The organism is Streptomyces sp. NBC_01474, from assembly GCF_035918215.1.
GTDB classification, from domain to species: domain Bacteria; phylum Actinomycetota; class Actinomycetes; order Streptomycetales; family Streptomycetaceae; genus Streptomyces; species Streptomyces aureus.
This window is the reverse complement of record NZ_CP109449.1, coordinates 6107987-6132174: the sequence shown is the minus strand read 5'-3', so window position 1 is coordinate 6132174 and position 24188 is coordinate 6107987. Positions and strand designations below refer to the sequence as shown.

General features: G+C 71.5%; 17 protein-coding genes. 12 read left to right on the top strand and 5 right to left on the bottom strand.

Annotated elements, in window-relative coordinates; genetic code table 11:
- The first annotated feature begins 53 nt into the window (after nt 1–53).
- The 4 genes from OG758_RS28180 to OG758_RS28165 all read left to right on the top strand — a co-directional run bounded on the left by OG758_RS28180 (nt 54) and on the right by OG758_RS28165 (nt 6718).
- Nucleotides 54–2336: a serine/threonine protein kinase gene (locus tag OG758_RS28180; RefSeq protein ID WP_326712510.1), complete on the top strand. Its 2283-nt coding sequence runs from the start codon at nt 54–56 to the stop codon at nt 2334–2336.
- Nucleotides 2333–3571, top strand: coding sequence for a hypothetical protein (locus OG758_RS28175; protein ID WP_326712509.1), 1239 nt, complete (start codon nt 2333–2335; stop codon nt 3569–3571). Before OG758_RS28180 ends, OG758_RS28175 begins: the two co-directional genes overlap by 4 nt.
- Nucleotides 3568–4884, top strand: coding sequence for an extracellular solute-binding protein (locus OG758_RS28170; protein WP_326712508.1), 1317 nt, complete (start codon nt 3568–3570; stop codon nt 4882–4884). The genes OG758_RS28175 and OG758_RS28170 overlap by 4 nt, the downstream gene beginning before the upstream one ends.
- Before the next feature lie 127 nt (nt 4885–5011).
- On the top strand, nt 5012–6718 hold the full coding sequence (locus OG758_RS28165; RefSeq protein WP_442810352.1) for a hypothetical protein: 1707 nt from the start codon (nt 5012–5014) through the stop codon (nt 6716–6718).
- 72 nt (nt 6719–6790) lie between these two features.
- On the opposite strand, the gene OG758_RS28160 is transcribed toward OG758_RS28165, so the two are convergent.
- Nucleotides 6791–9109, bottom strand: a complete 2319-nt coding sequence (locus tag OG758_RS28160; protein ID WP_442810351.1) for a D-alanyl-D-alanine carboxypeptidase — start codon at nt 9107–9109, stop codon at nt 6791–6793.
- Between the two features lie 468 nt (nt 9110–9577).
- Here OG758_RS28160 and OG758_RS28155 point away from each other — a divergent pair, with 468 nt between their 5' ends.
- From OG758_RS28155 to OG758_RS28145, 3 genes are all read left to right on the top strand, one after another.
- Complete coding sequence (locus OG758_RS28155; RefSeq protein WP_326712506.1) at nt 9578–10309, top strand: GOLPH3/VPS74 family protein; 732 nt, start codon at nt 9578–9580, stop codon at nt 10307–10309.
- Nucleotides 10310–10630: 321 nt separating this feature from the next.
- Complete coding sequence (locus OG758_RS28150) at nt 10631–11500, top strand: helix-turn-helix domain-containing protein (RefSeq protein ID WP_326712505.1); 870 nt, start codon at nt 10631–10633, stop codon at nt 11498–11500.
- A gap of 254 nt (nt 11501–11754) precedes the next feature.
- Nucleotides 11755–11964: a DUF397 domain-containing protein gene (locus tag OG758_RS28145; RefSeq protein ID WP_326712504.1), complete on the top strand. Its 210-nt coding sequence runs from the start codon at nt 11755–11757 to the stop codon at nt 11962–11964.
- A 146-nt stretch (nt 11965–12110) separates the two neighbouring features.
- On the opposite strand, the gene OG758_RS28140 is transcribed toward OG758_RS28145, so the two are convergent.
- Nucleotides 12111–12953: a hypothetical protein gene (locus OG758_RS28140; protein ID WP_326712503.1), complete on the bottom strand. Its 843-nt coding sequence runs from the start codon at nt 12951–12953 to the stop codon at nt 12111–12113.
- 81 nt (nt 12954–13034) lie between these two features.
- Here OG758_RS28140 and OG758_RS28135 point away from each other — a divergent pair, with 81 nt between their 5' ends.
- Both OG758_RS28135 and OG758_RS28130 read left to right on the top strand, forming a co-directional pair.
- Nucleotides 13035–13817, top strand: a complete 783-nt coding sequence (locus OG758_RS28135) for an SDR family oxidoreductase (protein WP_326712502.1) — start codon at nt 13035–13037, stop codon at nt 13815–13817.
- A gap of 208 nt (nt 13818–14025) precedes the next feature.
- The gene (locus OG758_RS28130; protein WP_326712501.1) at nt 14026–15612 is read left to right on the top strand and encodes a sodium:solute symporter family protein; all 1587 of its coding nucleotides are present in this window, start codon (nt 14026–14028) and stop codon (nt 15610–15612) included.
- Between the two features lie 59 nt (nt 15613–15671).
- Here OG758_RS28130 and OG758_RS28125 read toward each other — a convergent pair whose 3' ends face one another.
- The gene (locus OG758_RS28125; protein ID WP_326712500.1) at nt 15672–16811 is read right to left on the bottom strand and encodes an ADP-ribosylglycohydrolase family protein; all 1140 of its coding nucleotides are present in this window, start codon (nt 16809–16811) and stop codon (nt 15672–15674) included.
- Here OG758_RS28125 and OG758_RS28120 point away from each other — a divergent pair.
- Together OG758_RS28120 and OG758_RS28115 are read left to right on the top strand one after the other, a co-directional pair.
- Nucleotides 16711–17295, top strand: a complete 585-nt coding sequence (locus tag OG758_RS28120) for a tyrosine-protein phosphatase (RefSeq protein ID WP_326712499.1) — start codon at nt 16711–16713, stop codon at nt 17293–17295. The genes OG758_RS28125 and OG758_RS28120 overlap by 101 nt on opposite strands.
- A gap of 174 nt (nt 17296–17469) precedes the next feature.
- Nucleotides 17470–18909, top strand: coding sequence for an FG-GAP-like repeat-containing protein (locus OG758_RS28115; protein ID WP_326712498.1), 1440 nt, complete (start codon nt 17470–17472; stop codon nt 18907–18909).
- A gap of 55 nt (nt 18910–18964) precedes the next feature.
- Here the strand turns inward: OG758_RS28115 and OG758_RS28110 are convergent, their stop codons facing one another.
- Both OG758_RS28110 and OG758_RS28105 read right to left on the bottom strand, forming a co-directional pair.
- Entirely contained in the window at nt 18965–21562 is a 2598-nt protein-coding gene (locus OG758_RS28110; protein WP_326712497.1) for a bifunctional FO biosynthesis protein CofGH, read from the bottom strand.
- 99 nt (nt 21563–21661) lie between these two features.
- A complete protein-coding gene (locus tag OG758_RS28105; RefSeq protein ID WP_326712496.1) occupies nt 21662–22492 on the bottom strand; it encodes an LLM class F420-dependent oxidoreductase in 831 nt (276 codons plus the stop codon).
- A 166-nt stretch (nt 22493–22658) separates the two neighbouring features.
- Here OG758_RS28105 and OG758_RS28100 point away from each other — a divergent pair, with 166 nt between their 5' ends.
- Nucleotides 22659–24188, top strand: coding sequence for a CehA/McbA family metallohydrolase (locus OG758_RS28100; protein WP_326712495.1), 1530 nt, complete (start codon nt 22659–22661; stop codon nt 24186–24188).

Genomic DNA, 24188 nt, shown 5'->3' with positions numbered 1-24188 from the left:
TGAGGCAGCATGCAGGGGGACGCGGGAGCAACCGGAGAATTCAGGGGCGGCCGATGACGGCGTCCTCCGGTCCGCTGTTCGTCATGCCGCCTCCGGACGGGCCGCGGGACGCCTGGGTCACGCTGCCCGACGAGGGGCCCGATCCGACGGCGCTGCCCGAGGTCAGGCCGCGCGACGACCGGGGCCGGGCCGAGGGTCCCGTCGAAGCCGCCCTGGAACAGGGCGAGTTACTGGCCGGGCAGTATCAGGTCGTACGGCGTCTCGGGCGCGGCGGCATGGGCGACGTATATCTCGCGCTCGACAGGAAGGTCGACGACCGCGAGGTCGCCCTGAAGACCCTGCGGCCTGAACAACTCGCCCCGAAACTGGGCTCGTTGGAGGACGAGCGGCAGGCGTTCGCCGACCTCCACCACGAGGGGATCATCCCCGTCTTCAACTACGGCCGCCACGCCCGCGTCGGCCCCTTCCTCGTCCTGCCGTACGTGGACGGGCTCAACCTCGACGAGATCCGCGCACTGGCCCTGCACGACCCGGACCGGTTCGGCGGCGCCCGCTTCCACGAGTTCGTGCTCGCGTACGGGCTGCGCGTCCTGTCCGCACTCGACCATCTGCACGCGCGGCCCGGACCCCGCAAGGTGTACGGCGACCTGAAGCCGCAGAACGTGATGCACGACGGCGCCACCACCAAGGTCATCGACGTGGGATCCATCCGCGAGGAAGGCGCGCCCGGCCTGACGACCGAGGGCTTCCGCGCGCCGAACGTGCCGCTCGCCCCGCCCGCCCTGTCCGGCGCGTCCGCCCCGCGCGACGACCTGTTCAGCCTGGGCGAGACGCTGCGCACGCTGAGCGGACTCGGCTTCGGACCCCACTCGCTGGCCGAACTCGGCGCCCTGGACCGGATGCACGACGGCGACCCGGTGACGGCGCAGGCCGCCGCGCTGACCACGACCCCGGCCCCGGAAGGCCTCGGCCTCGTCTCGCTGGCCCGCGCCCTGCGCCGCGCCACCCGCCCCGAACCGGCCGAGCGGTACGCGGACGCGGACGAGATGGCGGACCAACTGCGCGGTGTCTTCCGGGAGTTGCGATCACTGCGGACCGGGCAGGAGACGTTCGAGCCGTCGCCGCTCTTCATGCAGTCGCCGTACGCCCTGGACGGAGCGCTCGGGGTCGCGCCGGTCCTGCCCCGGTGGGCGACGCCCGCCGGGGGCGTCCCGCCCGCCCCGCTGCACGAGCCGCCGTCCGCCGCCGATGCCGCGGCCCGTCTGCCCGTGCCGCGCCCCGACCCGCACGACGCCCACCACGACGGCCTCAGCCGCCTCGCCGACGCCGACCCCGCCGCGCTCCTCCAGCACACCGGTGACTGGCGGGACTCCCCCGAGGTGCGGCTCCTGCGGTGCAGGCTCCGGCTGCGCGTCGCCGTACGGGCCGAACGCGCGGAGGGCGAAGGGCCGGACCTGGCGTCCGCCGCCGAGGAGCTGCGCGGCGCGGTCGACGGCATCGGGCGCGAACTGTCCCGGCACGACTGGCGCATCGACTGGCACCGCGGCCTCCTCGACCTCGCCTCCGGCGACGTGGCGTCCGCGCGCGACTACTTCGACCAGGTCTACGGCGCCATCCCCGGCGAGTACGCGCCCAAGCTCGCCCTCGGCCACTGCGCCGAGCGGCTCGGCCACTGGCACGAGGCGCTGACCTTCTACGAGGCCGTACGGCTGCGCAACCCCTCGCTCGGCAGCGCGGCGTTCGGCGCGGCACGGGCCCGCCTCGCGCTCGGGGGCGCCACCCCCGACGCGCATGCCATCGAGGCGCTCGACGCGGTGCCGCAGCACTCGCGCCACCGCACCGGCGCGCGCACCGCGACGGTGCGAGTCGCCGTCGGGTACGCGACGACGGCCGACGGGCTGCGCACCGCGCTCACCAGGCTCGCCCGCCTCTTCAACGAGCACGGGCTCACCGACGAACAGGCCCGCGTACGGATGAAGGCCGAGGTGTGGGAGGCCGCGCAGCGCCTCGTGGCGGACGGGACGGTGGGGGCCGAGGCGCTCGGGCGGCTCTCGGAGGCGGCGGCCCGGCGCGACCAGGACGCGCGGGACGTGGGCGGACGGCTCGAATTCCCGGACGAGGACATCACGTTGAGGCGTCAGCTCTCGCAGTTCTACCGGGCGCTCGCCCGGCAGGCCGCCCGCTCCGACAGCCCGCACGCCGAGGCCGTCGCCGAACGCCTCCTGGACCGCGCCTACTTGGTCAGGCCCCTCGGGCTGTGGCACCGCCGGGCCCGGTCCCGGCCGCCCTTCCTGCGGCCCTGGCCCACCGGACGGCGACCGGCGGCGGACCGGTGACGTCCGTCCGGGGGCGGTCCCGGCGGGCAGGGGCGTCGGCGAAGCGTTTCGCCCGCGCCGCGCTCAAGGGCGCGCGCATGCTGTGGCGGTACGCGTGGGCCCCGCCGGTGCGGGCCACGGACCGGCCGGGCCCACGGGCCGCGGACCCGCCCCGCAACCGCGCCTACCTCCACGACCGGCTCGTCGCCCTCCCCCTCCTCGCCGCCGTCGCCTTCGCCGGACTCGGCTTCACCGCCACGTCCCTGCGCGACGACTCCGCCGAGATCCGCACCCACATCGCACCCGCGCTGCGCGACCTGGCCGACGCGCGGATCTCGCTGCGGATCGCCCAGCGGGAGGCCGAGGTGAGCCTCGACGCCGGGGACGCCGTCGAGCTGAGCGGGCTCACCCCCCGTTACGGCTCCCGGATCACCGGCGCCGCCCAGGACCTCAGCCAGGTCGCGCGCAGCGGCGCCCTGACCGCCGCCGAGCGCCAGGAACTCGACGTCGTCTCGGGCCTCGTCGACGGCTACGAGCGCTGGATCGCCTGGGCCCAGACGAACGTCTCCGACGAGTCCCTGCGCAAGGCCGGACTCTCGTACGCCCAGAGCATGCTCTGCTCACCCGATCCCGGCGATCCCTACGAACCCGCCACCGCCCGCTACGCCACCTACCCCCGCTGCGCACCCGTCACCGGCAGCGAGGCGACGACCGTCGTCGACCGCATCTCGGACCTCGAACGCGCCCTGCGCGACCGCCTGGAGGCGCGCGCCGCGCTCGGTCCCGCCGCCGTCACCGCCGCCGCCGTGTCGGCCCTCGCGTTCGTGCTGCTGATCGCCGGCCTGTGGCGCACCCTGCGCTTCCTGCGGGTCCGCTTCCGCATCTCGGCCAGCGTGCCGCTCCTCGCCGCCGCGCTGCCGCTGCTCGCCGTGCCCGCGATCGCCCTCGACGGGCTGTACGCGTACACCGCCCAGGAGGACACCGTGCCGATCGCCCGCAGCCTGTACGCGGTGACCTCGCCGGCCACCGAGGTCGCCGTCGAGGAGCACCGCATCGACCCGCCCGGTGACACCGCCGTCGTCACGCTCGCCGACTTGATGGACGACGTCCTGGACGACGGCCGGCTCGCCGCCGTCGACGGGGTGGCCCCCTGGGTGGCGCCCGCCGGTCTGCTCGTCGCCGCCGTCACCGGCGTCACCCTCCACGCCTACCGGCGCGAGTATCTGCTCGTGGGGCGCCCGGGGACCGCCGTATGAGGCGCCGGTCCAGGGTGCTCCGCCTCGCGCTCGCCGCCTGCCTGCTGGCCCTCGCCGCGCTCACCGGCGGCTGCGCGGGCGGCGACGCGCACCGGACCGTCGTCGTGCTCGGGCCGTGGACCGGACCCGAGGGCGCCGCGTTCGAGGACGCCCTCGCCCGCCTGTCGCACCGCAGCGGTCACCACTACGTCTACAAGGGCACCCGCTCCCTGCGCGAGACCCTCGTCGCGCAGCTGGAGGCCGGCGCCCCGCCCGACGTCGCGATCCTCAACAGCATCGGAGAGCTCACCGAGTACGCGGCCGAAGGCAAACTCGAACCGCTGTCCCCACAGGCCGCCGAACGCGGCTACCCGCCCTGGTCCCCCACCCTCACCCTCGACGGCAGGCACCGCACCTACTGGGTGCCGCTGCGGGTCAACCTCAAGAGCGTGGTGTGGAGCAAGCGCGCCACCGGGACCAAGGCGCCCGACTGGTGCGTGGGCATGGCCGCGCAGGCCACCTCCGGATGGCCCGGCACCGACTGGATCGAGGACATCCTCCTCCACCAGGCGGGCCCCGACACGTACACGCGGTGGGCCACCGGCCGCCTCGACTGGAAGCACGACCCGGCCGTGCGCCGCGCCTTCACGACCTGGTCCGAGATCCTCGGCCCACGGTCGCCGAAGTCCGTCGAACGCTCCTTGACCATGTCGTTCGAGGGCACACCCGACCCCGAGCACCCGAACGCCCCCAAGCGCGGACTCCTCGGCGGCTCCCTCCCGGGCTGCACCCACGAACACCAGGGCTCCTTCATCCGCTCCCTCTACCCCGGCGCCATGGCCGACAACACCCTGCGCGTGGAGCCGGCCGCCCGGTTCCTGCACGGGCGGGCCGCGTACAAGGACACGTACGAGGTGTCGGGCGACATGGCCGCCGTGCTCACCGACAACCCGGCGGCACAGGACCTTGTGACGCTCCTGACCAGCGAGGACGGCCGTAAGACCTGGTCACGGTCCACCGACGCGCACCTGCGGCCCTTCTTTCCCGACGCGACCGACCCCCGACCGGACGACCCGACCGGCCGGGCCGTCGCCTCGTATCTGACCCACGACGCGGACACCCTGTGCTTCGACGCGTCGGACGTCATGCCGCCCGTGCTGCGCGACGCGTTCTACCGGGCCGTCCTGACGTACTTCCAGGACCCGCGGACGGGGACGCTCGACACGCTCCTCGGGCAGCTGGAGACCGTCCGCAGCCAGATCGCCGGAACACCGTCGGGCCGGTCGGGACGGGTGCACGCGCCGGACGACATCTGCGCGTCGCCGGGCGGCTAGCGGCGTCGGACTCCGACTGCACTGCGTAGATTTGCCGCAAACATCAGGGGCGCGTCAACCAACTCTCGGGCCACGGCTAGCGTCTTTCCGAACACAATTGCCCGTCCGACCGGAACGGAACGCCGCAGTGGCCTCTGCCGAACTGTCTCCACCCCCTGCCGCACGCGCGCGCCGGTCCCCGGACATCCCCGAGCCCTGGCACGGCCGGCACCGTACCGCCCTGCTCGTCACCGCCTGCATACTGCCGCTGCACGTCCTGTGGCTGGCGTTCCTCGCGACCGGCGGCGGCGACCTCGCGGCACAGGTGGCGTGGGCCGAGTTCGCCAAGATGTACCCGGGCTCCGCGTACAACCTGTTCTGGTACGGCGGCCTCCACATCGCCAACTACAGCCTCATCTCGCCCTATCTGATGGCACTGTTCGGCGTCGTCCCCGTCACGCTCCTGTCCGGTGTCTCGTCCACCTGGCTCGCCGCGTCGATCGTCGAGCGCACCGGCATCCGAAGACCTCTGTGGCCGGCCCTCGTGGTCGGGTTCTCGCTGTGGTGCCAGGTCGTGTCGGGGCGCTCCACGTTCATGCTGGGCGTGGCCTTCGGACTCGGCGCCGTCCTCGCGCACATGAACGGCCGGCGCGTCGTCATCGCCACGGTGTGCGCCGCGCTGTCCACGATGGCGAGCCCCGTCGCCGGGCTCTTCCTCGTCGTGGCCGGCGCCGCGTGGCTCCTGGACCGGCAGTGGGGCAAGGCCCTGTCGCTGCTCCTGCCGCCGGTCCTCATCGTGGGCGTGACGACCTGGCTGTTCCCGTTCAAGGGTGAACAGCCCATGCCGTTCGGGCGGATCTTCCCGCCCCTCATCCTGTGCGCGGTCGTCCTGCTGTGCGCGCCCCGCGCCTGGCGCGTGGCACGCCTCGGCACCGGCGTGTACGCGCTCGGCGTGGTGCTCACCTATCTGATCGCCACCCCGATCGGCACGAACGTGGAGCGGCTCACGGAGATCGTGGGGCCCGCGCTGCTCCTCGCCGCCGTGATGAACCGGAACCGCGGGCCCCGCTACGACGGCAGACTCGGCGGGTTCTTCCCGCCCCACCGGCAGCGCGTGATGTGCATCGTCGCCATCGTCCTCTCCCTGGGCTGGCTGTCCGGCAAGACCATCGCCGATGTCGTCGCCAACACCGAGGTCCCCGAGTGGGCGATCAAGACCGACGGCGTCGTCTCCACGCTCAAGAAGCTCGGCGCCGAACGCACCCGCGTCGAGGTCGTCCCCGCCCGCGACCACCGCGAGGCGGCCGTCCTCGCGCCCTACATCAACATGGCGCGCGGCTGGAACCGGCAGGCCGACGTCGAGCGCGGGCGGCTCTTCTACGAGGGACACGGCGGCACCGACGTACCCGAGGGCGCCTTCTCCTCCGCCTCGTACCACGCCTGGCTCTCCGAGTGGGCCGTCGGCTTCGTCGTCGTCTACAACGGCGAGCCTGACGGCCCCGCGGAGCTGGAGCACAAGCTGGTGTCCAGTGAACCGGACTACCTCGAATCGGTGTGGCAGGACACCAACTGGCGGATCTACCGCGTGAAGAACGCGGTGCCGCTGGTGGACGCGCCCGGCTCGGTGGCCCGCTCCGACGGCGCCAACCTCGTCGTACGGATGCCGAAGGCCGGCTCGATCATCGTGCGGATCGCGTACTCGCCGTGGCTGTGGGCGGACAACGGGTGCCTGCGCGAGGAGGGCGAGTTCACGCGCCTGACGGTGAAGGAGCCGGGCGACGTCCGGATCAGCTCGCAGTACGGGGGGCCGTCCGGCAAGACGGCACCCAAGTGCGAGCCGCAGAAGACGAAGTGAGCGGTCCTCCTACGGAAGCGCCCCCACGGCTGTGTGCCGTGGGGGCGCTTCTGCGTGGGGCCGGCCGGTAGGTCAGCCGACGCGGGTGAGCTTCTCGCCGAAGCCGGGTTCGGCCAGGTCCTTCTGGAGGGCGACCGGGACGGTGACCGCACCGCCCGAACCGTCTCCGACCTTCAGCTCGCCGACCTGCGTACCGGCCTTCGCGCTGTGCGGGATGGCTGCGCCCTTGGCGCCGTCCGCCAGCTCCAGCTTCACCGTCAGGCCCGCCCAGCCGACCGCCGAGACGTTCTTCGTCACCACGACCGGGGTCTGGCCGCCGAGCCCGTCGTCCACGTAGCCGACGACGTCGCCCTTCTTCAGGATCGTCGACGCCTTCACGGCGTCCTGCGCCGCGAGCATCGCCGTCTTGCTGACCGCGTTCACGGTGTCGATGATCGGCGCCCGGTGCTGCCCGAGGATCGCGCCGACGACCGTCACGGTCTCGCCGCCGGCGTCCTTCGTCGCGGCGAAGAGCAGGTTGCCGCCGGCCTTGGTCGTCGAACCGGTCTTCACGCCGACCGCGTTGTTGTACGGGACGAGGCGGTTGTAGTTCTGCCACGTCTTGCCCGACGGGTCCTTCCACGTCGGCAGCTTGGTGATGTCCATCAGTGCCTGGATCTTCACCAGCTCGTTGCCGAGCTTGACCTGGTCCTGAGCGGTGGAGACGGTCGTCTCCTTCAGCCCGGACGGGTCCGTGTACGTCGTGCCGGTCATGCCGAGGTCCTTGGCGGTGGCGTTCATCTTCTTGACGAACGCCTCCTCGGAACCGGCGTCCCAACGGGCCAGCAGCCGCGCGACGTTGTTCGCGGACGGAATCATGATGGCCGAAAGGGCGTCCTTCTGGCTGAGCTTGTCGCCCTCCTTGACGGTGTTCAGCGTCGACTCGCCCTCGGAGTCGTAGCCGCCCTCCTTCTCCGCCTTCGCGTCCACGTCGATGGACGGACCGTCCTTGCCCGGCTGCAGAGGGTGGTCCTTGAGCACGACGTACGCCGTCATGGCCTTGGCCACGGACCCGATCGGTACGGGCTTCTGCTCGCCGAACCGGTCCATCGAGCCGATGCCGCTGACGTCCATCGAGCCCTGGCCCTCGGCCGGCCACGGCAGCGAGACCTTGTCCCCGTCGAACGCGAACGTCGACTTGGCGGTCAGCGCCAGCGTGGGCGCGGGCAGCGGTCGGACAGCCTGTACGACCGCAAACACGACGGCGAGCAGCAGGACGATCGGCGTCCAGATCTTGACCCTGCGCACGGCTGTGCGGACCGGGGTCTCCGCGGGCGGCGGCGTGTTCGTGAGCTCGGCCAGGAGGTCGAGCGGGGGCAGCGGTGGGAGCGGCTGCTGGGTGGTGCGCTCGGGCCCGACGTAGGGCTTCGCGGGCGGCGGAGCGGTGGGCTGCGCCTTGGGCTTGGCCGGGGTGCCCGAGTCGAGCCCCTTGAGGGGCACGAACTTGCTGGTGCGCTCGGCATCGGACTCGGCCTTGCCCGCACCGGCGGGCTTGGACCCGAGCGACTTGAGCATCTGGGTCGGCTGATCGACGGGCGGCTTGACGGCCTTGAAGACGGCGGTGGCCTGGTCGACGGGGGGCTTGGCATCGCCACCGGCGGGCTTCGCGTCGGCGGGCGTCTTGGCCGCGTCGGACGGCTTGGCGTCGGCCTTCGCATCGTCGGACGGCTTGGCGTCAGCCTTCACGTCGTCGGCCGACTTGGCGTCGGCGGGCGCCTTGACCTCGCCGGACGGCTTCGCGTCGGCGGGCGTCTTGGCCGCGTCGGACGGCTTGGCGTCAGCCTTCACGTCGTCGGACGGCTCGGCGTCGGCAGGCGCCTTGACCTCGCCGGACGGCTTCGCGTCAGCCTTCGCATCGTCGGACGGCTCCGCGTCAGCCTTCACGTCGTCGGACGGCTTCGCGTCGGCGTCGGGCGCCTCGGCTTCCGGTGCCTCAGGGGCATCGGCCGGCTCGGCGTCGTCGCTGGTTGCCTCGGGGGCGTCAGCCGATTCGGCGTCCGCGTCGTCGCCGCCGGACCCCTCGCGGGCGTCCGTGGCCTCGGCGTCGGCCGAGTCCTCAGCGGCGTCGGCCACGGCGTCATCGCCGTCGCCGTCGTCCTCCGCCGCGTCCGACGCTGTGTCTGCCGCCTCCGGCTCGTCCGCCTCGGACGCCTCCGCGGCACTCTCCGCCACGTCAGCGGCGCCGTCACCGGCCGCCTCGGGCCCGTCGGCGGAGCCGTCCCGCGGACCGGACACCCAGGCCGCCACAGCGGCACGCAGGCGCGCGTCGCCCGCCTCGTCGCCGGAACCCGGCTCCGTACCGTCCCCGGAACCCGCCTCGGGCTCCGAGTCCGCCCCGGGCTCCGATGCCAATTCCGATTCCGAACCGGAAGCCGAGCCCGAGTCCCCCGCGGCGGAGGCATCCGCGTCCGAATCCGAATCCGAGCCCGCCGGGGAATTCTCCGCCGAACCCGAACCCGAACCCGATTCCGTCGCCGCCGGAACGTCCCGGACGGAGAACACCGCCGTCGCCTGATCGACCCGGTCCGGCGACTGCCTCGCCATCGCGAGCCTCGGGTCCCGTTCCTCCGGGATCGGTCCTCCCGACGACTCCTGCTGCTTCGACCTGTCGGGGGTCCCCGCCACCGATGCCTCCTCGCTACGCGCCACGCGCTACGCCGCTGCTGTCCGAACCATGTACCAGTGTCCTGTGTGGGGGCTTCACCCAGGTGGTAGACGAGAACGACATACCTACTGGTTCCCGCACAAAGCACCCACGCACCCTCGACAGACCAATGTGAGAGGGGTCACCCTGTCATTCATCCACGCGGGGAGGCATGGATGGGCAGGAGCCGCAGAACAATTCCGGAGGAGCTTCTGCTGCTCGCTCTGGACCCGGCCACGGGTACCACAGCGCAGCCGCAGTCGCTCGACCTAGGTCTGGCCGGAGCACAGCTAGTAGAGCTGGCGCTGGCCGGACGGATAGCCCCAGACGGGGATCGTATCGCCGTGGTGGCACCACGGCCGACCGGAGATCCGACTTTGGACTGCGCACTGGAGTTGCTGCGAAGGCGCGGCACCCCGGTACGCGCGGTGCACTGGATCGGCGGGCCCCGACTGGGGTTGCGCCAGACGTATCTCTCTCATCTGGAAAGGTGCGGCATGGTCCATGCCGTGGCCGGCCAGATGTGCGGGGTGCTGCCGACGACTCGCTACCAGGCGACGGAGACGGCCATCAGCCGGGAGATCAAGTCCCGGCTGGACACCGCGATCCGTACCGGCGTACCGCCGGACCCACGGACCGCGGCGCTCGCCGCACTGGCCCACGCGGTCGGACTCGGCAAGCACCTGTATCCGGGGAACGAGGGACGATCGTCCCGCTCCCGGCTGCGGGACCTGATCAGGCACGACCCCATGGGCGGCCTCGTGGCGCACGCCGTGATGGACGTCCAGAACGGTGTGGCCGCTCAGCCACGCCGCAGCCCGGCCCCGCCGGGCAGGGGAGCGCCGGAGCCCGGCAGGGTTCCGATGCAGCCGCATCACGGGCCGATGGCCCGCGCCGTGGCGCACTGAGCACCGCACCAACTGAACAGCCCGCACCGCAACAGCGCCGCACCGCAGTCCCCAAAGACCGGTCCGGGAGCCGCTGAGCCGCGCGGGGTGCCGGATCCGGACGTCGGGACGACGACACGGACCGGCGCCCCGCGCGGCCGCATGTCCGGCCACGCCGCCCCAAGTCCGCCCGCACGTCCGGCCGCACGCCCAACTGTCGTGTCCGCTGCGCATATCCGCCGTTTCCCAGCGGTATGAAGCCCAGGGTGGCAATCTGCTGAGCAGCAGATTCGCAAGATACGCAAAGAATCACAGAGGCACGCAGCCGGAGGTGCACGTCCCGTGGCGTCCAATGTCAATCCCACCGTCAGGCGACGCCGGTTGGGCCAGGAGCTGCGCCGGCTCCGCGAGCTCAAAGGCATGACCGCCGAAGAGGTGGCAGAGCGGCTCCTGGTCTCACAGTCGAAGATCAGCAGGCTCGAGAACGGGCGGCGCAGCATCAGCCAGCGCGACGTCCGCGACCTGTGCGGGGTCTACGAGGTCGAGGACCACCGCATCGTCGACTCGCTCATGCAAATGGCCAAGGACTCCCGCCAGCAGGGCTGGTGGCACTCCTTCGGCGACATCCCGTACAGCGTCTACATCGGGCTGGAGACGGATGCGGCGAGCCTGCGCGTCTACGATCCGCAGGTCGTGCCCGGTCTGCTGCAGACCCGGGCGTACGCGGAGACACTGATCACGGGCGCGCTCCCGGAGACCATGCCGACCGACATCGACAAGCGGGTCCAGGTCCGCCTCCGCCGCCAGGAGCGCATCGCGGCCCCGGACAACCCGCTGCGGCTGTGGACCGTGCTCGACGAGTCGGCGCTGCGCCGCGTCGTCGGCAGCCGCGCCGTCATGCGCGAGCAGCTGGAGCACCTGGTCGAGCAGTCGCAGCTGCCCCATGTGACCGTGCAGGTCATTCCGTTCGACATGGGCGCACACCCGGGCCTGAACGGCCAGTACGCGATTCTGGAGTTCCCGGACGCCGCGGATTCGAGCGTCGTCTACATCGAGGGCGTCACCAGTGATCTCTACCTGGAAAAGGCCAACGATGTACAGAAGTACAGCGTGATGTACGAGCATCTGCGGGCACAGGCGCTGAATGTGGAACAATCCCGACAGTTCATCGCGAAGATCGCCCAGGATTACGCGCTCCAGGAAGCCCTCTAGGGCGCCGCAGAGGGGGCCCCTAGGCGGTCCAGAGGGACAGAATCCGCCCCGCGCGAGAAAAGTGCCGCACGGTACACCTTCGCCGCGGCGGGGCGGAAGACCCGCTGGAATATGCCATCCGGTCGAGTGAACGGCCTCTTCGCGCACCGATGTTGGCGAGTAGCGTCGATCACGCCATCAAGTACCACGTTGGCGCAAACCGCTTCACAGGAGCGGTGGCAGCAATTCGACCACTGGCTAGACCGGAGCAAAAAATGGCAATTCAGCAGGGCGGCACGAATTCCTGGACCAAGTCCTCCTATTCGACGGGGAACGGCGCGTGCGTCGAGGTCAAGTCCCCCCTCCTGGCCGCGATCGCGGTGCGGGACTCGAAGGCCCCCGAGGGGCCCTCGATCGGCTTCGCCCCCGATTCATGGAACTCCTTCGTGACCGAGGTCGGCCGGGGCGCCTTCGACGCCGCCTGAGGCATCGGAGAGCTCCCCATCACAGCCCAGCACCAACTCAGCATCACAGCACCATTTCGGCACCAACAGAGCACCACAGCGGTACTGAAAGAGCCCTCTCGACTGGCCCGCCGTCCTGGCCGAGGGGGCTCGGCTTTTTCACCGGATCACCCGCGCAGCCGGTCCACGTACGTGTCGGTGCCGGGGATCGTCGGGATGAACGGCGCCACCAGCTCGACGCGGCCGAGGCCCGACTCGTGAACGGCCGCGTCCAGACCCGTGAAGTGGTCCTCCCAGCAGAGGGCCGGGTCCGCCTCCAGGAACCACAGCAGGGTGAGGCGGGTGTCGACGCCCTCGACCTGCTTCACGTACGACATCCGGTCGCCCGGCAGCGGCGTCGGGCGGAAGACCGTGACCATCGCCGCCGGTGAGCCGGCCAGCCGCTTCGGCAGGTGCCGCGAGCGCAGCCACTCCAGCAACTCGTCGCGCCGCTCGGGTCCTTCGGCGTCGATGACCTCCACGACCAGACCCCGGTAGGGGTGGTCGAGGGCGTGGTAGTCGCGCGGTCCGGCCGCCCCGTCCCGGTACACGGTCGCCGCGTGGTCCTGGAACGCGGTGAAGACGTGCGTGCGGTCCTGATAGACGCGCCCGTCCCGGTTGAGCCGCTTGTTGATGCCGACGGTCCACTTCATGTGGTCGTCGTAGCGGCCGTCGGTGATCCAGTACGTGGAGATGTAGCAGCCCGCGGTGACCGGCTGCGCGACCGCCGACTTCTCCGGGTAGCGCAGAAGCTGGAGTTCGCGCGTGGCCACCCAGCGGCGCCCCGAGTTCATCCAGGGCATCGCCATCGCGCCGGCGTAGTAGTGGTCGTCCTCGTACCAGCGGTTGTACGCGTACTCATGGCCGGGGTGCGGCTCGACCATGGTGATCAGGGCGTGCCCGGGGCGCACCCCGTACGGGCCGACCGATGCCAGCTCCGCGTACACCTCACTCCTCGTGTCCTCGCTCACGACGCTCCCCTTCCTTCCTCCACCGGACGGGCCTACTCTGACGCCCCGTCAGAAGAACTGCCATAGCCGGGAGGCGACCGGATGCTCCTGAACGGAAAGACAGTGGTCGTGTCGGGGGTCGGGGCCGGGCTCGGCCACCAGGTCGCCGCGGCCGTGGTGCGCGACGGCGGCAACGCCGTGCTGGGCGCGCGCACGGAGGCGAACCTCGCCAAGTCGGCCGCCCAGATCGACCCGGACGGTACGCACACCGCGTACGCGGCGACGGACATCACCGACGAGAGCCAGTGCGAGGCGCTCGCGGGGCTCGCGCGCGAGCGGTTCGGCGGGGTCGACGCCGTGGTCCATGTCGCCGCCTGGGACAGCTACTTCGGCGGCCTGGAGGACGCGGACTTCTCGACGTGGCAGCAGGTCATCGACGTGAACCTGCTGGGCACGCTGCGCATGACCCGGGCCTGCCTGCCCGCGCTCAAGGAGGGCGGCGGCTCCGTCGTCGTCATCGGCACACAGTCGGCCGTCGCCGCGCCCTCCCAGGTGTGGCAGGCGGCGTACGCGGCCTCGAAGGGCGCGCTGACCTCGGCCATGTACTCCATGGCCCGCGAGCTCGGCCCGCACCGCATCCGGGTCAACACCGTGCTGCCCGGCTGGATGTGGGGGCCGCCGGTCGAGGCGTACGTCCAGTTCACCGCGCACACCGAGGGCGTGTCGCAGGACGAGGTCCTGGGGCGGCTCACCGAGCGGATGGCGCTGCCCGAACTGGCCACGGACGGGGACGTGGCGGACGCCGCCGTGTTCCTCGCCTCCGACCGGGCGCGGGCCATCACCGGCCAGTCGCTTCTGGTCAACGCGGGTGAGCTGATGCGGTAGTTCCGCACCACAAGCCAGGATCCGACCGCACGGCGCCCACCGCCGTGCGGTCCTTTTTGCCCCCATCTCAATTCATAGACATGAACACAGGTCAATAAGTAGAACGATTTTACTGTCCCTTGACCCTCCGGTGCGTTGTCCTGGCCCTTCGGCTCCCCACACCATGAACGGCGTTCATAAGTAGGACCAGACCCCTGGAGGGGGCTCAATGAACAGTCTCGACTGGGCCGTGCTCATCGGCTATTTCGGCGTGATGATCGCGATCGGCGTCTGGTCCCACAAACGCGTGGACAACGTCTCCGACTTCTTCACCGCCGGCGGCAAGATGCCCTGGTGGCTGTCCGGCATCTCGCACCACATGTCCGGCTACAGCGCCGTCATGTTCACCGGATACGCCGGCATCGCGTACACCTACGGCGTGACGTCCTTCGTCACGTGGTCGTTCCCGATCGCGCTCGGCATCGCCATCGGCGCGAAGCTGTTCGCGCCGCGTGTCAACCGGCTGCGGTCACGGCTGCACGTGGCGTCGCCGCTCGAATACCTCAAGAACCGTTACAACCTGGGCACCCAGCAGGCCCTCGCCTGGTCCGGCATGCTCCTGAAGATCGTGGACGTGGCCGCCAAGTGGGCCGCCATCGCCACCCTGTTGTCCGTCTTCACCGGCATCTCCATCAACCAGGGCATCCTGATCACCGGCGTCATCACGGCGATCTACTGCACCATCGGCGGACTGTGGGCCGACGCGCTGACCGAGCTGGGGCAGTTCATCATCCAGCTCATCGCCGGTGTCGCCATGTTCGTCGCCGTCGTCTCCAAGCTCGGCCCGTTCGGGGGCATCTTCGGCGTCTGGGACGAGCCCGAGCTCGCGGGCCACGGCAAGCCGCTCGTCGGCCCGTACGGCACGGTGTTCCTGCTGGCGTTCCTCTTCATCAAGCTCTTCGAGTACAACGGCGGCATGCTCAACCAGGCCCAGCGCTACATGGCCACCGGCTCCGCCCGCGAGGCCACGCGCTCGGCCCGCCTCTCGGCGATCCTGTGGCTGGTCTGGCCCGTCGTCCTCTTCTTCCCCATGTGGGTGTCGCCGCTCCTGGTGCACGCGCAGAAGCCGGACGGTTCGGACTCGTACGGCCTGATGACCGAACAGCTTCTGCCGCACGGCCTGTTGGGCCTGGTCATCGTCGGCTTCTTCTCGCACACGATGGCCATGTGCTCCTCCGACGCGAACGCCATCGCCGCCGTCTTCACCCGTGACGTGGCGCCCGCGGTCTCGGAGAAGGCGAAGGAGCAGTGGGTCGGGAACAAGGGGCTGCTCGCCGCCCGCCTCACCACGGTGATCTTCCTCGGTCTGTCCATGGCGGTGGCCACCCAGGTCAACTCGCCCACGTTCAAGGACATCATCACCGTCGTCATCAAGTGGGTCGCGGGCCTGATGGGTCCGATCGCGATCCCGATGATGCTGGGTCTGCTGCGCACCTTCCGCAAGTCCGGCCCCACGGCGGCGCTCACCAGCTGGGCCGCGGGTCTGCTCGCCTTCTGGCTGGTCAACTACCCGATCAGCTGGAACGTCGAGGGCGGGGTGCCGCTCGAGTACCAGGTGTCGATCCCGCTGGCCGTCTCGCTCGTGCTCTACATCCTCATCGGCTACCTCAAGCCGGAGGACACCCCGGAGCGGGACGCGCTCATCGAGCGCATCAACACGGACGACGACGGGTCCACCGGGGCGGCGGCGGTTCCCGCGCCGGCGGAGCCGCAGGACGGGGCGGTCGGCTCGCAGCCGCCCGGCCGGCTCTCGTAACGCTTGTTCCTCACCGGGCGCCGGGCGGGCTGATCACAGCCTGTCCGGCGCTTCGGCTTTCACGCCCGCGGATAGCGGGCCAGCCACCCCGGCGACGAGGCCGCGGGGCTGTGCAGGGCGGGCCCCTGCGTCATCTCCATCGCGAAGTCGTCGGCGAGCTCCAGGACCGTGGGGCGGCCCTCCAGCTCGGTCACCCAGCCCGGCGGCAGCGCGGTCTCCCCGTGCAGCGCGCCGAGCAGGCCCCCGCACAGCGCGCCGGTCGCCTCGGACGGGCCGCCGTGGTTCACCGCGAGACACAGTCCGTGCCGTATGTCCTCGCCCACGAGGGCGCAGTACACCGCCACGGCGAGCACGCCCTCCGCGAGCCCGTCACCCACGAGTTCGTCGACGCGGGCGGCCGACGGCATGCCCTGGCGGACCGCGCCGAGCGCGTGCTTGAGCGCGTCCGTGACCGGCTGGTGCCCCGGGCGCGCGGCCAGCAGGACGAGGACGCGCTGCACCGCGCCGTCCAGGCTCTCGCCTCGCGCGAGTCCGTGCACCACGACCGCGTACGCACCCGCGCAGAGGTAGGCCGCGGGGGCGCCGTGCGTCTGGACCGCGCACTCGGCGGCGAGCTGGAAGACGAGCTGCGGCTCCCAGCCGACGAGCAGCCCGAACGGGGCCGAGCGGGCGGCCGCCGCGGATCCGGCGGCGGCCACGTTCTTCGGCTTGTCCAGGGTCCCCATGACGTCGTTGCCGAGTCCGAGGAGGCAGTCGCGGGACGGGCCGCGGCGCGAGTACAGCCACTCCTCGCGGGCCAGCCAGCCGTCCTCCTTGCGCCGCTCGTCCGGGCCCCAGTCACGCTGGGTCGCCGCCCAGCGGAGATAGGCGCGGTGCACGTCGGTCGGGGGATGCCAGGCGCCCGTGTCGCGCCGCACCTGCGCCCTTATCAGGCCGTCCACCGTGAAGAGGGCCTGCTGGGTCGCGGCGGTGACTGCGCCTCGGCGCCCGTACGCGGGAGCGAGGTCCGTCAGTCCCTGCGGACCGTGCGCGGCCCTGACCTCCTCGAGGGAGAGCTCGGCGAGCGGCGCCCCGAGGGCGTCGCCGAGCGCGGCCCCGATGAGCGTGCCGCGGACCCGGCTGCGGAAATCCTGCTGCTCGGCGCGGCCCCATACGGCCGATGAGGGTCCCCCCTGCTGGGGGGTCAGTGAGGCTGCCACGGGGAGCTCTCCCCTCCGGGTCTCGTTACGCGTGCGACGACTGCGCAGCACTGTAATCGACGGGGCGTACACGGTTGAGAGCCGAAGCGGCACAGGCGAAGTCGCCCTTGAGATCAATTCACCCGCTTTTCTTCCGCAAACCGGACGATGTCCCGGGACGCGGCCCGGGAACCCGCGGCGCGCCGTCGCTCGACGGCCACCCGACGCCACGCTCCTGACCGCCATCACCATGCCGCGCGACACGGTGATGGACGACTACCTGGCCGGCAACACGTACCGCGCGAAGGAGAACGCGGCGGCGCTCGCCGCGATGCCGCTCGCGCAGGCCGCCGTGTACAAGCCGATGCCGGACGTCCGCCCCGAGTACCTGAACTCGGGCTTCCAGGACGTGACGAGCCGCTACGGCACGTTCGACCGCTACCTGGACAAGGCCCTCGGCCACCGCGACGTACGCGACCTTCGCGAGGACCTGCCGGTCGGCTGACGGACGCCCCTCTGTGTTCAGGCGCCCGTTCGGGACGCACATCCCGAACGAGGGCCTCCGCAGGCCCTGTTACAGGCTTGGGACGTACGTACTCCGGGGCGCGTACAACGTTTTCCTTCGGCGGCCCGTCTTTCTCCACGTAACCAAGAACACCCCCACAGGACACCAAGAAGGATGGGAACAGTGCGCCGCACACTCGTCACAGCTCTCGCCGTCACCGCGCTCGCCGTGCCGCTCGGCCTCGTATCCGCCGCCGGTACCGCCGCCGCTGCCACACCCGTTCCGCCTCGCGTCCCCGCCACCGACTTCAATCACGACGGGTACCAGGACCTCGTGCTCGGGGCGCCGGGCGCGACCGTGTCCGGCAAGGAGAACGCCGGGGCCGTCTCCGTGGTCTACGGCGGGAAGAACGGGCCGGACATCGCACACGCCAAGGTCCTCACCCGCTCCACCACCGGGATACCCGGGGCCGCCGAGGAGGGCGGTTACTTCGGGGAGCGCGTCACCAGCGGGGACCTCGACGGGGACTCGTACACCGACCTCGTCGTCGCCGGGCTCGGCGGCGCGCCGAGCGTCGTGCTGTGGGGTTCGGCCGCCGGGCTGAGCGGGCAGGGCAGTGTCGCGCTGCCCACGTCGACCGGGATGTTCGCCGTCGGCGACTTCAACGGCGACGGGCACCGCGACCTCGTCACCGACGACTACCCTCGCAGCGACGACCCGGACGACGACGCCGCCGGGATGACCATCTCCTACGGCCCCTTCGACCGCGCGAGCGGCAAGCCGGCGAGCCAGGACTCCATCGCCACGAGCCAGACCTTCGGGCCCGCCGACATCGTCGTCGGCGACATGACCGGGGACGGCGCCGACGACATCGTGACGAGCCACGGCTTCGAGGAGTCCGCGTACGCCAGCAAGTTCTGGAAGGGCGGCAAGTCCGGTGTCAGCCACACCGCGAAGTCGCTGACGTCGTCGTTCCGCGGCACCGTCGGTGACGTCGACGGTGACGGGTACGGCGACCTCGTCGTCCACGACATCGGCGACAACTACGAGGACATCCCGTACGAGAAGGGCACCGTCCTCGTCATGTACGGGACCGCGGACGGGCCGTCCACGACCCGCACGAAGACCATCACGCAGGACACGGCCGGCGTGCCCGGGGTCGGCGAGAGCGGCGACATGTTCGGCACCGACCTCTCCGCCGGTGACGTGAACGGCGACGGTTACGCGGACATCGCCGTCGGCGTGCCCGGCGAGGCCATCGGCACCATCAAGGGCGCCGGCAGCGTCGTCCTGCTCAAGGGCGGCCGCGGCGGCCTGTCCGGCACGGGCTCGCAGGCCTTCAACCAGTCCACGACCGCGGTGCCCGGCGCCTCGGAGAAGGGCGACGGCTTCGGCCAGAAGGTCCTCCTGTCCGACCTGAACGGCGACGGCAAGGCCGACCTGACGGCCACCGCTCCCCTGGAGGACGGCACGTACACCGACTCCGGCGCCGCCTGGGTGCTGCGCGGGGCCACCGGCGGGCTCACCACGAGCGGCATCACGTCGTTCGGCGCGGCCGCCGTCCATGTCCCCGAGAAGAACGCCCAGTTGGGGCAGGACCTCATCGGACACTGACGGACGGGGGTGGGTGAGCCCATGGGTTCACCCACCCCCTCGCGCATGATCCCGCTCAGTCCCCCAGCACCGGCAGCAGTTCCGGCAGGTGGCCGTCGGAGGCCGTCGCCGCGTGCTGCCGCTCCAGCGGGACCTCCCCGTACAGCGTCGTGCGCGGCTTCGCCGGGCGGCCCGCTTCCTCCGCGATCGTGACGAGGTCCTTGATGGAGCGGTACGAGCCGTAACTGGAGCCCGCCATCCGGGAGATGGTCTCCTCCATCAGCGTGCCGCCCAGGTCGTTCGCCCCCGAGCGCAGCATCTCCGCGGCGCCCTCCGTGCCCAGCTTGACCCAGCTCGTCTGGATGTTCGGGATGTGGGGATGCAGGAGGACGCGCGCCATGGCGGTGACGGCCCTGTTGTCGCGGGTCGTCGGGCCCGGACGCGCGATGCCCGCCAGATAGACCGGCGCGTTGGTGTGGATGAACGGGAGCGTCACGAACTCCGTGAAGCCGCCCACGTTTTTGGACAGGGCGGCCTGCTGGATGCCGGCCAGCGTGCGGAAGTGGCCGAGCCAGTGGCGGGGCTGGTCCACATGCCCGTACATCATCGTCGACGACGAGCGGATGCCCAGCTCGTGGGCCGTCGTGATGACCTCGGTCCACGTCGCCGTGGGGAGCTTGCCCTTGGTGAGGACCCAGCGGACCTCGTCGTCGAGGATCTCGGCCGCCGTGCCGGGGATGGAGTCGAGGCCGGCCTCCTTCGCCGCGGTGAGCCAGTCCCGGATCGACATGCCCGTGCGCGTCGCGCCGTTCACCACCTCCATCGGGGAGAACGCGTGCACATGCATGCCGGGGACGCGCTCCTTCACCGCCTTCGCGATGTCGAAGTAGGCCGTGCCCGGCAGGTCGGGGTGGATGCCGCCCTGCATGCACACCTCGACCGCGCCCACGTCCCACGCCTGCTCGGCCCGGTCGGCGACCTGGGAGAGCGAGAGCGTGTACGCGTCCGCGTCCGTGCGGCGCTGCGCGAAGGCGCAGAAGCGGCAGCCGGTGTAGCAGACGTTCGTGAAGTTGATGTTCCTCGTGACGATGTACGTGACGTCGTCGCCGTTGACCGTCTTGCGGATGTCGTCCGCGACGCGGCAGAGGGCGTCGAGCGCCGGGCCGTCCGCGTGCAGCAGGGCGAGCGCCTCGTCGTCGGTGAGCTTCGTCGGGTCGTCGGCCGCCGTCGCGAGCGCGGCGCGCACGTCGCCGTCGATGCGCTGCGGGACCATGCCGGGCGCGGCCTGCTCACGCAGCGCCTCCCAGTCGCCGTACACGTCGTCGAAGTCGTCACGCCGGTCGGACGTGCGGCCCGTCGTGTCGATGGTGCGGTGCAGGTCCGTGCGGCCGGTGGCGGTGAACCCCTCGTCGGGCTCCTGCCAGGGCAGGCCCTCGGGGCGCGCGTCCTCGTCGGCGAGGCCGGTGTCGGCGGAGGCGAGGGCCCGCACGTGCGGCAGGAGACGCGGGTCGAGCCACGGCTCGCCGCGCTCGATGAACTCCGGGTAGATCGTGAGGCGTTCGCGCAGCTCGAAGCCCGCTTCGCCCGTCTTCGCGGCGAGCTCGTCGATGTGCGGCCAGGGGCGCTCGGGGTTCACGTGGTCCGGGGTCAGCGGCGACACCCCGCCCCAGTCGTCGATGCCGGCGCCGATCAGGAGCGCGTACTCCTCGTCGACCAGGTTCGGCGGGGCCTGGATGCGGGCGGAGGGGCCGAGGATGTGGCGGGCGACCGCGATGCACGCGGCGAGCTCCTCCAGCTCGGCGTCCGGCATGCCGCGCATCGCCGTGTCCGGCTTGGCCCGGAAGTTCTGGACGATGACTTCCTGGATGCCGTGGTAGCTGCGCTGGATGCGGCGCAGCTGGAAGAGGGAGTCGGCGCGCTCCTCGTAGGACTCGCCGATGCCGATGAGGACGCCGGTGGTGAACGGGACGTTCGACCGGCCCGCGTCCTCCAGGACCCGCAGGCGGACGGCGGGTTCCTTGTCGGGCGAGCCGTGGTGCGGGCCGCCCGGCTCGGACCACAGGCGCGTCGCCGTCGTCTCCAGCATCATGCCCATGGACGGCGCGACCGGCTTGAGGCGCTGGAGATCGGTCCATGTCATGACACCGGGGTTGAGGTGCGGGAGCAGTCCGGTCTCCTCCAGGACCCGGATCGCCATGGCGCGCACATAGGCGAGCGTGTCGTCGTACCCGTGCGCGTCCAGCCACTCGCGGGCCTCGGGCCAGCGGTCCTCGGGCCGGTCGCCGAGCGTGAACAGCGCCTCCTTGCAGCCCATCTCGGCGCCGCGGCGGGCGATGTCGAGGACCTCGTCCGGCGACAGGTACATCCCGTGGCCGTCCCGGCGCAGCTTGCCGGGGACGGTCACGAACGTGCAGTAGTGGCATTTGTCCCGGCACAGCCGGGTCAGCGGGATGAAAACCTTCTTCGAGTAGGTGATGACGCCCGGGCGGCCCGCGGCCTTCAGGCCCGCGTCGCGCACGCGCGCGGCGGACGCCGTCAGGTCCCGCAGGTCGTCGCCGCGGGCCTGGAGCAGGACCGCCGCCTCGGCCGTGTCGAGGGCAACGCCGTCGCGGGACCGCTTCAACGCGCGGCGCATCGCGTTGGCAGTGGGTCGTACAGCCTCCGGATCAGTCATGCTCCCGAGGATACGAGCGCCCACCGACGACGTCTGCGCCGCGCTGACGTGCGTGGGATCACGCGACGTACACGTTTCACCTGCGCCCCGCGCCGCCCCTTACAGGTACTGCTCGTACTCGTCGAGGATCTTGAGGACCGATGTCTCGTCCGCCGGGGGCAGTTGGAGGACGACCTCGTCGATGCCGAGCTCCGCGTAGTGCGCGAGCTTGCCCGGGCTCGGCAGGACCGCGTACGGGACGACGTGCAGGTCCGCCGGGTCGCGGCCCGCCTCCTCCCAGCCGGCCCGCAGCACGGGCATCGACTCGGTCAGGCCGCGCCCGCCGATGGGCAGCCAGCCGTCGGCGTACTCGGTGATGTGCGCGAACAGCTTCGGGCCCGCCGCTCCCCCGATCAGCGTGCGGGGCGCGCCGCCCACCGGCTTCGGGTAGGCGTGGCTGGCCCGCACCGACACTCCGAACTCCCCGTCGTACGCGGTCGGTTCCTGCGCCCACAGGGCCCGCATGAGGCCCATCCGCTCCCAGCCGAGCTCGCGCCGCGTGCGCCATTCGACGCCGTGGTCGGCGGCCTCCTCGACGTTCCAGCCGAAGCCGAGACCGAGCGTGAAACGGCCGCCGGAGAGGTGGTCGAGGGTGGCGATCTGCTTCGCCAGGTCGATGGGGTCGTGCTGGGCGATCAGCGTGATGCCGGTGCCGAGCCCGAGCCGCTCGGTGACGGCGGCGGCCTGCCCGAGCGCGACGAACGGGTCGAGGGTTCGGCCGTACTCGGCGGGCAGGTCACCCCCGGCCGGATACTGCGTCGCCCGCTCCACCGGAATGTGTGTGTGCTCGGGCAGATACAGCCCGGCGAACCCGCGTTGTTCCAGTTCACGCGCGAGCCGCACGGGCGTGATGGTCTCGTCGGTCAGGAAAATCGTGGTCGAGATCCGCATGGGGCATTACTACCGGCCCGCCCCTCAGGAGTCCATGGACTCCCCGGGCGGACAGACGTAAGACTCCGATCCCCTTCCCTTACAGGGGAGTTCACGGCTCAATACCAGAGTTGCATGCACCACCCACGTCACAGACGGAACGTCACAGGACCCTGGGAGCCGCAGCATGTGCGAGGACGACCACACCACGACCGGCATGGGCAGACGCGCGCTGTTCGTGACGGGAGCGGCCACCGCGCTTACGTTGAGCAGTGTGAGCTTCGCGAGCGCGGCCGACGGCCGCACACCGGCGGACGGAACGAAGGCTACGAAGACCGTGAGGGGGACGCTGCCGCCCGGCGCGCCCGACTTCGTGTACGTGCCGGTCGAGGTGCCGCGCGGGGTCCGCGAGATCCACGTCGCGTACACCTACACGAAGGCGACCGTCCCGGCCGGCACGCAGAACAACGCCCTGGACATCGGGGTGTTCGACGAACGGGGCACCGAGCTCGGCGGGAAGGGCTTCCGCGGCTGGTCGGGCGGCGCGCGCACCGAGTTCTTCGTACGGGCGGACGACGCGACGCCCGGCTACATCCCCGGGCCGGTCCGCGCGGGCACCTGGCACATCGCGCTCGGCCCGTACACGGTGGCGCCCGAGGGCCTCCCGTACGAGCTGACCGTCACGCTCACGTACGGCGAGCAGAGTCAGACGCCTCGCCCGGTGTACCCGCCCTCGCGCGCCAAGGGCCGGGGCCGTGCCTGGTACCGCGGGGACTGCCACATCCACTCGTGGTTCTCGGACGGCAGGCGCACGCCCGCCGAGATCGCGGCGCTCGCGCGCGCGGCGGGCCTGGACTTCATCAACTCGTCCGACCACAACACGCACTCGTCGCACGCCCACTGGGCCGACCAGGCGGGCGACGACCTGCTCATCATGCTGGGCGAGGAGATCACGACCCGTAACGGGCACGTGGTGGCGCTCGGCACGGACCCGGGCACGTTCGTCGACTGGCGCTACCGCGCCCGCGACAACCGCTTCGGCACGTACGCGCGCGAGGTCCGCCGGGCCGGCGGCCTGGTCGTGCCGGCGCATCCGCACGCCACCTGCATCGGCTGCAACTGGAAGTTCGGCTTCGGTGAGGCGGACGCCGTCGAGGTGTGGAACGGCCCGTACACGCCGGACGACGAGATCTCCCTGGCCGACTGGGACAACACGCTGGTGGCGTCCGCGCGGGGTTCGCGTCGGTGGATCCCCGCGATGGGCAACAGCGACGCCCACCGCGACCCGGACCGCATCGGCGGCCCGCAGACGGTGGTCCTCGCCGACGACCTGACCCGGGAGGCCATCCAGGCGGGCATCAAGGCGGGCCGCTCGTACGTCGCCGAGTCGAAGTCCGTCGAGCTGACGTTCACGGCGTCCGGCTCGCGCGGTGAGCACGCGGGCATCGGCGAGCGCCTCCCCGTGGACCCCGACGCGCCGGTCACCGTCCGCCTCGAGGTCAAGGGCGCCCCGGGCTGCACGCTCCACGTGGTCACGGACCAGGGCACGCTGTTCACGTCGCCGGCGCTCCCCGAGTCCGGGTCGGGCACGGCCGAGTGGCGCACGACGGCGTCGTACGCGGCCTATGTACGGGCCGAGGTCCGGCACGCGCCGACGGTCCCGGGCCTGCCGGGGGCGCTCACGGCGTTCACGAACCCGGTGTTCCTCGGCAAGTAG

Excerpts from the sequence above, each read along its gene's own strand:
- OG758_RS28180 (WP_326712510.1), top strand. The coding sequence starts at position 54 with ATGACGGCGTCCTCCGGTCCGCTGTTCGTCATGCCGCCTCCGGACGGG.
- OG758_RS28170 (WP_326712508.1), top strand. The coding sequence starts at position 3,568 with ATGAGGCGCCGGTCCAGGGTGCTCCGCCTCGCGCTCGCCGCCTGCCTG.
- OG758_RS28155 (WP_326712506.1), top strand. The coding sequence starts at position 9,578 with ATGGGCAGGAGCCGCAGAACAATTCCGGAGGAGCTTCTGCTGCTCGCT.
- OG758_RS28145 (WP_326712504.1), top strand. The coding sequence starts at position 11,755 with ATGGCAATTCAGCAGGGCGGCACGAATTCCTGGACCAAGTCCTCCTAT.
- OG758_RS28135 (WP_326712502.1), top strand. The coding sequence starts at position 13,035 with ATGCTCCTGAACGGAAAGACAGTGGTCGTGTCGGGGGTCGGGGCCGGG.
- OG758_RS28130 (WP_326712501.1), top strand. The coding sequence starts at position 14,026 with ATGAACAGTCTCGACTGGGCCGTGCTCATCGGCTATTTCGGCGTGATG.
- OG758_RS28120 (WP_326712499.1), top strand. The coding sequence starts at position 16,711 with ATGAGCGTGCCGCGGACCCGGCTGCGGAAATCCTGCTGCTCGGCGCGG.
- OG758_RS28115 (WP_326712498.1), top strand. The coding sequence starts at position 17,470 with ATGGGAACAGTGCGCCGCACACTCGTCACAGCTCTCGCCGTCACCGCG.
- OG758_RS28110 (WP_326712497.1), bottom strand. The coding sequence starts at position 21,562 with ATGACTGATCCGGAGGCTGTACGACCCACTGCCAACGCGATGCGCCGC.
- OG758_RS28105 (WP_326712496.1), bottom strand. The coding sequence starts at position 22,492 with ATGCGGATCTCGACCACGATTTTCCTGACCGACGAGACCATCACGCCC.
- OG758_RS28100 (WP_326712495.1), top strand. The coding sequence starts at position 22,659 with ATGTGCGAGGACGACCACACCACGACCGGCATGGGCAGACGCGCGCTG.